Annotated in this window: 10 protein-coding genes; 5 read left to right on the top strand and 5 right to left on the bottom strand. The window is 61.2% G+C overall.

The window, feature by feature from the left end:
* Positions 1–6: 6 nt before the first annotated feature.
* Positions 7–660 carry a pyridoxamine 5'-phosphate oxidase family protein gene (locus tag G489_RS0100800; protein WP_029039903.1) on the bottom strand — a complete coding sequence of 218 codons (654 nt, stop codon included), beginning with the start codon at positions 658–660 and terminating at the stop codon, positions 7–9.
* A gap of 62 nt (positions 661–722) precedes the next feature.
* Between G489_RS0100800 and pdxR the strand changes: the two genes are divergently transcribed.
* A complete protein-coding gene (gene pdxR, locus G489_RS0100795; protein WP_029039902.1) occupies positions 723–2,171 on the top strand; it encodes a MocR-like pyridoxine biosynthesis transcription factor PdxR in 1,449 nt (482 codons plus the stop codon).
* On the opposite strand, the gene G489_RS18555 is transcribed toward pdxR, so the two are convergent.
* Both G489_RS18555 and G489_RS0100780 read right to left on the bottom strand, forming a co-directional pair.
* Positions 2,143–3,480 carry an MFS transporter gene (locus G489_RS18555; RefSeq protein ID WP_051332171.1) on the bottom strand — a complete coding sequence of 446 codons (1,338 nt, stop codon included), beginning with the start codon at positions 3,478–3,480 and terminating at the stop codon, positions 2,143–2,145. The two genes, pdxR and G489_RS18555, sit on opposite strands and share 29 nt — an antisense overlap.
* Positions 3,481–3,648: 168 nt before the next feature.
* Positions 3,649–4,539: an AraC family transcriptional regulator gene (locus G489_RS0100780; RefSeq protein ID WP_029039901.1), complete on the bottom strand. Its 891-nt coding sequence runs from the start codon at positions 4,537–4,539 to the stop codon at positions 3,649–3,651.
* A 156-nt stretch (positions 4,540–4,695) separates the two neighbouring features.
* Between G489_RS0100780 and G489_RS0100775 the strand changes: the two genes are divergently transcribed.
* Positions 4,696–5,565: an SDR family NAD(P)-dependent oxidoreductase gene (locus G489_RS0100775; RefSeq protein WP_029039900.1), complete on the top strand. Its 870-nt coding sequence runs from the start codon at positions 4,696–4,698 to the stop codon at positions 5,563–5,565.
* A gap of 10 nt (positions 5,566–5,575) precedes the next feature.
* Complete coding sequence (locus G489_RS0100770; protein WP_029039899.1) at positions 5,576–6,388, top strand: SDR family oxidoreductase; 813 nt, start codon at positions 5,576–5,578, stop codon at positions 6,386–6,388.
* A 428-nt stretch (positions 6,389–6,816) separates the two neighbouring features.
* On the opposite strand, the gene G489_RS18550 is transcribed toward G489_RS0100770, so the two are convergent.
* Both G489_RS18550 and G489_RS18545 read right to left on the bottom strand, forming a co-directional pair.
* A complete protein-coding gene (locus G489_RS18550) occupies positions 6,817–8,037 on the bottom strand; it encodes a mandelate racemase/muconate lactonizing enzyme family protein (RefSeq protein ID WP_081691319.1) in 1,221 nt (406 codons plus the stop codon).
* Between the two features lie 117 nt (positions 8,038–8,154).
* Positions 8,155–9,069 (bottom strand): LysR family transcriptional regulator, encoded by a 915-nt coding sequence (locus G489_RS18545; RefSeq protein WP_162142390.1) that lies wholly within the window; start codon positions 9,067–9,069, stop codon positions 8,155–8,157.
* A gap of 192 nt (positions 9,070–9,261) precedes the next feature.
* Between G489_RS18545 and G489_RS18540 the strand changes: the two genes are divergently transcribed.
* Together G489_RS18540 and G489_RS0100750 are read left to right on the top strand one after the other, a co-directional pair.
* Positions 9,262–10,527 (top strand): aminotransferase class V-fold PLP-dependent enzyme, encoded by a 1,266-nt coding sequence (locus G489_RS18540; protein WP_081691317.1) that lies wholly within the window; start codon positions 9,262–9,264, stop codon positions 10,525–10,527.
* 2 nt (positions 10,528–10,529) lie between these two features.
* The gene (locus tag G489_RS0100750) at positions 10,530–11,630 is read left to right on the top strand and encodes an ABC transporter substrate-binding protein (RefSeq protein ID WP_029039898.1); all 1,101 of its coding nucleotides are present in this window, start codon (positions 10,530–10,532) and stop codon (positions 11,628–11,630) included.
* Positions 11,631–11,639 lie beyond the last annotated feature (9 nt).

Here is an 11,639-nt window from a genome sequence, read left to right as displayed (position 1 = left end):
TCGCAATCAACCAAAGCGGTATGCCCGGACATGCTCAGGCATTTCGACCTCCGGCCGGTTGCGCGGGTCAGGAACGGGCTCACCAACTTCCATGCGCACCGGCACGACGCCCGCCCAGATCGGCAGGTCGTAATCCGTTTCTTCGTCATTGGGGCCGCCAGCCCGGGCCTTGGCGCTGCCCTCGGTAATCTCCATGCCCAGTAGCGTGGTAGCCTTGAGGTCCTGTTGATGCTCGGCGCGCAGCATCTCATATCGACCCGGGAAGAGGGAATTGACGAACCGCCCCAGCTTTGCGTGCTTCTCCGCAGGGTCTTCGATCTTGAACGCCTTGCCGAACAGCATCACAGAACGGGAGTTCACCGAATGGTGCATGCCCGAGCGTGCCAGAACGAAACCGTCGAGTATGGCCACCGTCAGGCAGACATCCGCCTCCTTCTGGTTGCGCAGCGCGCGGCTTGCCGACGACCCGTGCCAATAGACATGATTGCCTTCGCGCCATTGCAGGGTCGGTGTCACATAGGGTTTGCCGTCAATGACATAACCCACGCTGCACATGGGTTGTGCATCAAGAATGGCATTGACCGTCTCGCGGTCGAATTGGCCGCGTTCGTGCGACCGGCGGAGGCGCGACCGTTCGGTGATGGGCAGGGTTTCGTTCATGTCGATCATCCTTGCATGCCGTCTTGATGCCCTGCCTGTAAACCGGTATTGGCTATATTTGCATGGCCAGTAGCAGACAAAAACATCAGTCCAATTTCGATGCGGCACTCTTCGGGCTGACCCTGGATCGCGGCGCGTCCACCCCGCTGCACGTCCAGTTGATTGATCGGCTGCGCGCCATGCTGGGGGAGCTTGAGGGAGTCTCCGGGCTGCGCCTGCCCTCTAGCCGGGCGCTTGCGGCCGAGCTCTCCGTTTCCCGCATGACCGTGACCAGCGCCTATGACCAGCTCATGGCCGAGGGCTATCTGGCAGCGCGGCGGGGCGCGGGCACCTTTGTTTCCGACCATTTGCCGCACCTCGTGCGCCCTGCCCCCAGGGAAACGGCTCCGGCCGGAAATCCCGCCGGCAAACAGCGACCATGGGCACCGTTCCAAACGGATTTGTCGGACCAGTCCCTGTTTCCGCACAAGCACTGGGCCCGGCATCTCGAACGCGCCTGGCGCGATCCTGAGGCGGCGCTTCTTAACAAGGCGGATGCATTTGGTTGGCGACCGCTTCGCGAGGCGATCAGCGCTCATCTCTCGGCCTGGCGTGGTCTCGAAGCATCGCCCGAGCAGATCATTGTCACCAGCGGTGCCTGGGAGGCCTTCGATATCATCTGCAACGCCCTTATCGACAAGGCGCGGCCGGTGGTTGTCGAGGATCCCGGCTGGGCCAGCATGCGCCGCGCCGTCGAACGCGCCGGTTGCACTGCAAATCCCGTTCGCATCGATCAGCAAGGGCTCGATCCGGCGATGATCCCGTCACGTCCGGCAGCAGTCATCGTCACCCCGTCCCGGCATTACCCGACCGGCATCGCCATGCCACTGGGCCGGCGTCTCGAACTGCTGGAACGGGCAGAGCGCGACGACGCGCTGGTGATCGAGGATGATTACGACAGTGAATTTCGTTACGAGGGCCAGCCCCTGCCCTCCCTGTCGGGCCTCGATGGTTTGTTGCGCACGGCCTACATCGGCAGCTATTCGAAATTGCTGAGCCCGGCACTCCGGCTGGGCTATCTCGTCGTTCCCCAGCACTTTGCCGGCGCGGTTAGGGATTACCTCTCAATGGTCGGCCTGCGTGCGTCCCTTGTGCCGCAACCCGCCCTGGCGTCTTTCATGCAAAGCGGCGAGTTTGCTGCCCACCTCCGGCGCATGCGCCGCACCTACGCGAAGCGCCAGAAATGCCTTGTTGAAGCCCTTTCCGGCGCGGCCGGGATGCTCGAGATCCGTCCCGATCCCTCCGGCATGCATCTTTGCCTGCCGCTCCTGTCTCCGCTTCGCGAACGGGTATCCGATCTCGATATTCAACTCGCCGCACGCGCTCAAGGGCTTGGCCTGAGGGCACTGTCGTCCCATGCCAGCCTGCCCGAGCCTCCTCAAGGACTGCTGCTCGGTTATGCCGGCTTTGATGAAGAGGCTCTGAACGCGGCTGCGGCCAAGCTCACCGGTGTTCTGAACGACATGGCCTAGGCCTTGTTGTTCTGTTGTTCTGTTCTTCGGTATCGTCCGCCTCGGCATTGGCGTCTTCGCCATCGTCGGACTGGGCATCGTGCTCGGCGCTCCATTCGGTCACGGCCGTCACCGCCACCTGGGAAGCCGTGGGCGACAGCGACACATAGTCCCCCGCCTCTTCCATGCTCGGTGCATCGCTGACCCGCATGCGGAAAGCGCACCACGCGGCCATCGCCAGAAACGCGCCCGAGAGAAACAGCCAGAAGCCATTGGCGCCGATCAGATCCATCATCTGCCCGATCACCAGAGGGCCGATGATCGCGCCAACCCCGTAGATGAACAGGATCCCACCTGCCGCTGCCGGCATGTCGTCAAGCTCGAGATAGTCATTGGTGTAGGCCACGAGCAGCGAATAGAGCGGGGTTGCCATGCCGCCCATCACGAATCCGGTGATCAGCAGCACCGGGTAGCTTGGCCCGGCAATCCATGGCAACAGGCAGGCAAACCCGCCCATCAGCGCGACCCCGAGAATGAGCAGCCGACGGTCGAAAATGTCGGAAAGCCAGCCAACCGGGATCTGGAAGACAACCGACCCCACAAAGATCGCGGCGATGAATGTCGTGATGCCGGTGACCGAGAGCCCGATCACGCTGCCATAGACAGCCGCCATGCCGAACTGGGCGGCCAGAACGCCCCCCAGCAACACCATCCCCACCGTTGCCAGTGGAGAGGTATCGAACAGCCGCTTGAGGCTCATCGGTTTCACATTGGCGATCACGGGCGCCGGGCTGGCCGAGAGCAGGATCGGGGCAAAAGAGACCGACACCAGGATTGAGGCCAGGGCAAAGGCGGCAAAGGTATCGACCGGCGAGATGCCCACCAGCACCTGCGCACTCACCAGCCCCACCGTCTGAGCCAGCATATAGGCTGAAAGGATGGTGCCGCGGGTCTTGTTGGTGGCCTTGTCATTGAGCCAGCTCTCCGCCGACACATAGACACCGGAAAGGCAGAACCCCAGCAGCAGCCGGATCAGCACCCAGGCCCAGGGCTCGAGCACGATCGGGAATGCGATCAGACCCGCCGACATGAATGAGCCGAGCGCCGCAAAGACCCGCACATGCCCCACTTCGCGGATCAGCTTGGAGGCAACGCGCGAACCGATCAGAAAACCGGCGAAATAGGCGGAGGATATCACCGACAACTCGAAGGTGGAGAAGCCCTCGATCCCGCCACGCACACCGATCAGGGTCGACTGCATGCCGTTCCCGATCATGATCAGGATCATGCCGAACAACAGGGCCCAGACGCGAAACAGGACTGTCAGCATATCGGGGCCTTCTCCCTGGTGCCGATCGATTCCTCAACAGAACACGGGCAAAGTGAACGGGACTACCCTCGAATTCAACTTTCAACGACTTGCAAAGCTCAACCAAGCCGATTCAACTGCCGCCCAAGAAATGCCTGCTGTCGAAACCGAGCTGCGGTTGACCGACGACTATTCCGCAGCCTGAAGTGCGCGGTCCTGCCTTGGCGGCAAACCGAATTTGCGGGCGTATTCCCTCGAGAATTGGGCTGAACTCTCATATCCGACCTCGAACGCGACCTTGGAGACCTTCTCGTTCGTATTTCGCAGGGTTTCGCGGGCGCGCAGGAGCCGCAAGTCCTTCTGATATTGCAGTGGTGACGTGCCGGTGACCGACTTGAAGTGCTCGAAAAACGCGGAACTGCTCATGCCTGCCTTTTCCGCAAGGTCTCCGACGGCGATCGGGCGTGCGAGGTCCGACTGGATGTCCCGCGTGACCCGAAAAATTCGGCTGGCCGTGCTGTCATGCCAAAGGAGCCTTCGAAGGGGTTCGGCATGAGAGCCCAGAAGCAGCCGGGCATGGATTTCCCGCGCCGTGATTGGCGCCAGCAGGCGGCGCGCCTCGTCGTTTTCGCATTGCCGCAGATAACGCGAGAGCGCCTCTTCCACTTCGAGGTCGGTCGGGCAAAGGGAAATCGAGAACGTGTCTTGTGTGCTCCAGCTTCCGCCGGGCGGCACGTCCGCGGCCATCCCCCGCAAAAGGTCGAGATCGATAGGGAACACAACCGCGACATAGGGCCTGTCCGGCGCGGCCTGGGTGATGCGCGAGATGACTGGCAGCGCGTGGCTCACGATGAGCGACTGCCCATCCGCGACGCGCAGGGTCCGCTTGCTTGTGCCAACCTCCTTGGCACCCTGCAGGACGAGGCAGAGAAGCGGGCGGTAGACGGTCGCGTCCTGCCCGGTCGGAGTCGAATGCCGCAGAAAATGCATGCCGCTGGGCGCATGCGCAAGCGCGCCCTCTGTCGGTCCTTCCCGGTCGAGCAACGCCGCTACGTGATGCAAGAGGGTTTCGCTGGCCATGGCTTTCTCCTTGCAACGGTTCTAGCACAGTGCATCCATGTGTTTGTGCAAAAATGGCGTAGTTTGGAGGATCAGGCAAGAAATTCGGGAAATCATGAAAGAATGATCTCAGCCTCCGAATTAGGTTCGTCGAACAGAAACGCAAGGAGGACGGACATGGCAAAGGTCTTGATCACCGGGATTGCAGGGGGACTCGGCAAACCCACGGCACTGGCGCTACTGGAGCGCGGGCATGAGGTTGCGGGCAGCGTGCGCAGCCGCAGCGGCCGGAATGCGGACGCGGTCGCCGCGCTTGAGGCCGCCGGCGCGCGGATAGTCGAGATGGACGTGACCGACACGGACAGCACGGAGCGGGGCGTCACCGAAGCCATTGCCGCGCTCGGCGGTATGGAGGTGCTTTTCAACAATGCAGGGATCGGCTCCTACGGCATCCAGGAACTGATGTCGCCCGAAGACATGGCGCATGTCTTCGATGTCAACGTCACGGGGGTTCAACGGGTGATGCGGGTGGCCCTGCCCCACTTCCGCAAGCAAGGGCGCGGCACCATCCTTTACACATCCAGTCTGATCGGCCGGATCGCCACACCCTTTTACGGCACCTATTCCGCTTCCAAATGGGCGTTGGAAGCCATCGTCGAATGCTATCGGACGGAGCTCTCGGGCTTCGGCATCGAATCCTGCATCATCGAACCCGGCGCGATGCCAACGGCCTTTTTCGAGGGAATGATCGCGCCGAGCGATCCCCAGCGCGAGGTTGGCTATGGCGATTTCGCACAGGTGCCGGCGATGTCGGCGGCCGGGCTTGCCCAGATGTTGGACGCCACCCCGGCGCAGCGGCCCGAGCGGATTGCCGAGGCGGTTGTGGCGCTGCTGGACCTGCCCTACCGCCGCAAACCCTTCCGCACGGTTGTCGATCATACGGGCGTCGGCCCACAGATCGAACGCTACAACGACGTGTTGCACGACGTAACCCGCACTGTCATGACGAATTTCGGCATCGAGCAGATGCTCGACCTGAACGCGTGAGGAGACGCACATGAACACCATCCTGATCACGGGCGCCTCTTCGGGCATCGGCAAGGCCACCGCCAAACGCTTTCAGGCCGAGGGCTGGAACGTAGTCGCCACGATGCGCGACACCGCAGCTGGCGGCGACCTTGGTGCGCTGGACAACGTTCTTGTCACCCGACTCGATGTCACGGACGCAGGGTCCATTGCGGACGCGGTCGCTGCCGGCATCGACCGCTTCGGCCAGATCGACGTTCTTCTGAACAACGCCGGATACGGCGCGTACGGGCCCCTTGAGGCGTTTTCGGTGGACCGGATACGCCGCCAGTTCGACACCAACGTGATCGGCCTCCTGGAGGTGACCAAGGCTATTCTGCCGCACATGCGGGCAAACCGATCCGGCACGATCATCAATATCTCGTCCATCGGCGGACAGATAACCTTCCCGCTTGGCACGCTCTATCACGGCACCAAGTTCGCCGTGGAAGGCCTGTCCGAGGCGCTGCATTACGAGTTGGAGCCGCTCGGCATCCGGGTGCGGATCATTGAGCCGGGCATGGTCAGAACGGATTTCGGCGGCCGCTCCTTTGATTTTGCAAGGGACGAAAACCTGCCGGACTACGATCCCATGGCAGCGGCGATGGGGCGCCTGTTCGCCAAGCTGGCCGCCGACCCATCTTCTCCCGATGTCATCGCCGGGGTAATCTGGGAGGCCGCCAATGAGAGCGGCGACCGCCTCCGCTTCCGCGCAGGTCCGGATGCACACGCCCTGCTGGAGGACCGGAAGGCGCAGGACGATGAAACGTTTATCGGCGGCATCAAGGAACTGATGAAGGGCTGAGGCACCCATGGCGGCCGATCTTTGGTCGGCCTTTGCGGGATCGAATGTCTGGGGAAACGGCCTTTCCGCCATTCGAGCATCGCTCCCAAGGATTTCCTGCGCTCGCAAACCTCCTCCGGAGGTTCGCGAAGGCTGGTGCCGCCCGCTTGGAAGCGGCGAAGGAAGTGGAGTTGCTCCTCTTTTTCGGGGAGCGACGACGTCCGATCCCGTCATTTCCCTAGGTATGGGCCCACCAGACACCCTGCTCCAGCGAAAATGATCCGGGTTCAGGGGGCAAGACCACTGCTCAGCACTGACCGCTGGAAGGATGATCAGAGAGAAACCTGAAATGGCGATTGGGGTATTTTGTGTGCAAACGCGCACCCTATCCGCGCGGGGCAAACGTTTTGCTCTGGCAGTGGCGGCAATACTGTTATCAGGCGTCAGACCTAGCTGATGCCGCCTCCCTTAGCGGTGAGGACCCCACCGCTGTGGGTCGTCTCGGGTTCAGCAGAGGTAACCCGCGCCCAACGATGCGGGGCGATGGTCTCGAGTGACAATTCGACGCCAAGCCCCGGCGCTTCAGGGACCGGCAAGCGGCCACTAATGAGGGTATCTTCCAGGGGATTGAGCAAGACGGACGTGTAGCCAGGCTCCAGATGATGATCGGGAAAACACTCGAGCACCATGAAATTCGGAATCGCCGCGCAAAGCTGCGCGGAGACCGCAGTTGCCAGCGTGCTGCCGTAATTGTGCGGCGCGACCCGGACATTGTAGATCTCCGCCATGGCCGAGATTTTTTTAGCCTCGGAAAGACCGCCGGTATTGCAGACATCGGGCTGGATGATGTCGACCGCGTTCGATTGCAGCAGCTCATGAAAACCGTAGCGAGTATAGACGCGCTCCCCGGCGGCCAAGGGGATCGAGGTCATCTGACGCACCGCCGACATGGCTTGCGGAATGGCCGGATCGACGGGCTCTTCAACAAAGCCGGGATGGAACGGTTCTATGCGCGCAAGCAGCCGCCGCAGCTGGTCCATGGTCAGACCGCCCCCGAAATCGAGAAGCAGTTCTACGCCGTCGCCCAGTCGATGGCGCAATACCTCGATGCGCTCCACCACGTGCTCAAGCGCGTCGGGCGTCAAGGCACGGCGAACCGGATGCCGCACCACGGTCACCGGATCCGGCATTCCGAGGGGATAGAGTTTGAGTGCGGTGTATCCCCGATCCACCATCTTGAGGGCAGCCTCGGCGTATTCATCGCCGGTATGGCAATCGAGCCACCAGCCATTGGCGTAGACCTCTAGGCTGTCTGCAAATGGCCCGCCCAGCAGCGAATGAACAGGTACACCAAGGGTCTTGCCCTTGATATCCCACAAAGCGTGGTCGATCGCGCTCAGGGCAGAGGTGCTCAGGGCCCCGCCGCCTTTGGTCCAGAAGCTGTGATCGTATATGTCGCTCCATATTCGCTCGACCGGTGAAGGATCACGGCCAATGACGAACCGCTCGACTGTGGTCCTCAGCAGCTCGGCTGCCGCCGTTGAGCCCATGCCATAGGCGACGCCTGCCTCGCCAATACCGCTGATGCCGGCATCGGTTTCAAGATTAAGCAGCACGGCCCGGCGATTGCCTGTGGGCACCACGTAGATGTCGGCAGCGATGATTTTCATTGAACGGTCCGGGGTTGGTTCGATCGTCTCGAAAGGATCGGGCCGAGGCCGTTCAGGGCAAAGGGAATAGAAGTGAGGGGTGCACCACCCGAGGGAATAACCTCAGTGAAATCAGGCTCAACCAAGAAGGTGCGAAAGTAGCTTCTCGTCCTTCTCCATCTCCGCAATCAGCCAGTCACGAACATGGCGAACGATCGCGCGTGTGGCGCGCTGGCTCGATGAGACCAGATGATAGCTGCGGTCGGTCACCACCACGGTTTTGGAGGCCTGTTCCAACATGCCATTGATGATCAGTCCGGAGGCAACGGAGGTCCAGGCGAGCGCCAGCCCCTGCCCGCTCAGGGCCGCCTGAAGTACCACCGAGTAGTCCGAGAAAGAAAGCTTGTCGTATCCGGCAGGGGTCCGGATGTCGGCCTTCTGCGCGAATTCGGGCCAGCCAAACCAGTGATCTGGAAGGTGGATCAGCGTGTGGTTTGCCTTGGGCTCGTCAAAGCTGCCATGTTCGCGGAGATAGCTTGGCGCGCCGACCGCAAGCACCCGCTCGGGCGCAAACCAGCCGCCAAGCTCGCGCGCATCTTCACCCTGGGCAACGCGCAATCCGAGATCGCAATTGAGCAATGGCCCGCCGACACTGCCGGCTATCAGCTGGAATTGCAGATCGGTGTGCGGAAAGACCTCGCGAAATGCACCATAGCGCGGCATCAGCCAATGCGTTGCCATGCCCGAAGAAATCGAGAGCATGACGATCTCCCGCGAACTGTCCCTCCCCTCGATTTCTTCCAGAACGGCCTCGATGGCATGGAAGGAACGGGTGGTGACCCGACTCAGCTTTTCCCCGGCCTCTGTCAGCTCCAGATGTGGTCCAGCGCGGGTGAACAAAGGTTGACCCAGATGCTGCTCAAGCGTCGCGACTGCATGACTGACAGCGGGTTGGGTGATGTTAAGTTCCTGCGCCGCCCGCGAGAAATTCGTCAGACGGGCTGCAACCTCGAACACGAAAAGCGTGCTGGGTGATGGGAGATGACGCCTCAATACCATAACCTCAGCTTATACTAACAATGAATCTTTTCAATCTGTTTGCCCCTCCTCTGCGATGCAAGGATTAGGTCCTGGATCGCGCTTCTCCAGCTGCTGACGTGCAATACGCCAATCACATCAGCATCTTGGCGACCATCGCCGCCACACGGAATTGCGCGAAACCGCGAGGGAGTATCAAGCCAAATCATGGTAATGGATGCCGACAGATTGAGAGCAGAAACACCGGGCTGCCAGAGCGGCCTTGTGCATCTCAATAATGCTGGCGCCAGCCTTATGGCCGCTCCCGTGTCACAGGCAGTGTTCGATCACCTCGCCCTCGAGCAGAGTATCGGCGGCTATGAGGCAGCGGCCCGCCAGAGCCATCTGATCGATCAGGCCTATCAGGCCGCTGCCGATCTGGTGGGTGGCAAGAGATCGGAAATCGCTCTGCTCGACAACGCAACGCGCGCCTGGCAGGCGATTTTCTACGCTATGGACTGGCAGCCCGGCGACCGCGTCGTGACCGGCCACGCCGAATATAATTCCAATATGATCGCCTTCCGTCACGCTGCGGACCGCTTCGGGATCGAGGTGGTTCTCGCAGATGACGATGGGAATGGCGCGCTTGACCCCTCGGCACTTGAAGCGCTGATCGACTCGCGGACCCGGTTGATCTGCGTATCGCACATGCCGACCAATGACGGGCTGATCAATCCGGTCGAAGAGATCGGCGCCATTGCGCGACGCCATACCATTCCCTTTCTACTCGATGCGTGCCAATCGGCCGGTCAGATGCCGATCGATGTCGGCCGCATCGGGTGCACCATGCTGTCGGCCACCGGGCGCAAATATCTGCGCGGCCCCAGGGGCACCGGGTTTCTATGGATCCGCCAAGACTGGATCGAGCGGTTATCACCGCACGTGCTCGACATCCGTTCGGCAGAATGGGTAGCGGTCGATGACTATCGGATCGTCGACAATGCAACTCGCTTCGAGCTCTGGGAAAGCAATGTTGCGGCTCATATCGGGTTCGGTGTGGCTTGCCGCTACGCCCTCGACACAGGTGTTGCCGACATCTGGGCCCGCATCAAAACCCTTTCAAATACGCTGAGAACCGACCTTGCCGCCCTGCCCGGTTTCAACTTGCGGGACCGGGGCCGCGAGAAAAGCGGCATCGTGACTTTCTCACATCAGCATCTACCCGCAGAGACGATCGTCTCGCGGCTTCGCAATGAGTGGTCCATCAACACTTCGGTTTCCGCAACCCAGCTTACGCGGACCGAGCTGATCGAACAGGGGATCACCCAGCTCGTGCGTGCATCCGTGCATGCGTACAACACGCATGAGGATATCAACCGTCTTATTCACGCACTCAACGCGCTTGCCACGGATCAACCGGATCATCACAACAGGGAATCCGGCCGCAACAGCTCGATGGGTGCCAAGCAAGACGTACTGAACGAGGAGGACTGAACATGAGTTACAAACCATCCCGTCGACAAGTTCTACGCGGCGCAGGCACCGCAGGTCTGGCCACCCTGGCCGCCCCCGGCATCATCCGCTCTGCATTCGCCCAGACCAATGAACTGAATATCTGGGCCTATGACGGCTTTGTCACCGACGAGTTCCGCCGCCGTTTCGAGGAGGAAACAGGCATCAGGACGAATATTCGCCTGGTCACCGATCAGGGCGAACAGTTCAACCTGATGGCCGCCGAAAACGGCAACTACAGCGCTGACATCGTCACCTGCGCCGGTCACCGCTTCTACCAGTTTGTCGATGCCGGCTTCCTGGCACCGATCGATCGATCGCGGCTCGAGAACTGGAACCTCATCGAGGAAGAATATGCGGACGCCTCCTGGGTATCGCGTGCCGGCGAACGCTGGGGCGTTCCGCTCGTCGTGGTCTCCACTGGCCTCCTCTACAACACCGAAGAATTTGAAAAGCCGACCAGCTGGGACGTGATGTTCGACGAGGCCAATGCCGGACGCACCGCCTATCAGATCCAGGACTTCTTCCAGATCGTGATGAACTATCTCGGTTATGATGGGTCCGCGGCCAGCTATGGCAACAATGTCGACGTTGCCCAGCGCGCAGTCGATGCCACGCGGGACTTCCTCATCGATCACAAGCATATGGTGCGCCGCTACTACGAAGCCGCAACCGAGATCCAGCAGATGATGGTAACCGGAGACGTCAGCCTCGCCCAGGCCGGCTCTGGACCCTCCTCACAGCTCATTCTGGAAGGGTTCCCTGCCGGCTACACCATCCCGCGTGAAGGCGGGCTGGCCTATGCCTACGGGTTCAACATCACCAATAACGCGCCGAACATGGCCAATGCCTATGCGTTCCTCAATGCGCTGCTGGGTGATGCGGAAAACGGCGCCGAGATCGTGCGGTCGACGGGTCTGAGTGCCACGATCAAGGGCACCGAAGCGCTCTTGACCGACCAGGAAAAGGAAGCGCTGTCGCTTGACCCCGACGAGCGGGCCCGCCTGTCCTGGGTAAATGTGGAGACCGCCGCCTTCATCTTCGATCTGGTCGATACGGCAGCGGAAGAAATCCGCGCAGCCTGACACTGTCCG

Source organism: Cucumibacter marinus DSM 18995 (assembly GCF_000429865.1).
Classification (GTDB): Bacteria; Pseudomonadota; Alphaproteobacteria; order Rhizobiales; family Devosiaceae; genus Cucumibacter; species Cucumibacter marinus.
This window is presented reverse-complemented; position numbering and strand designations above follow the sequence as displayed.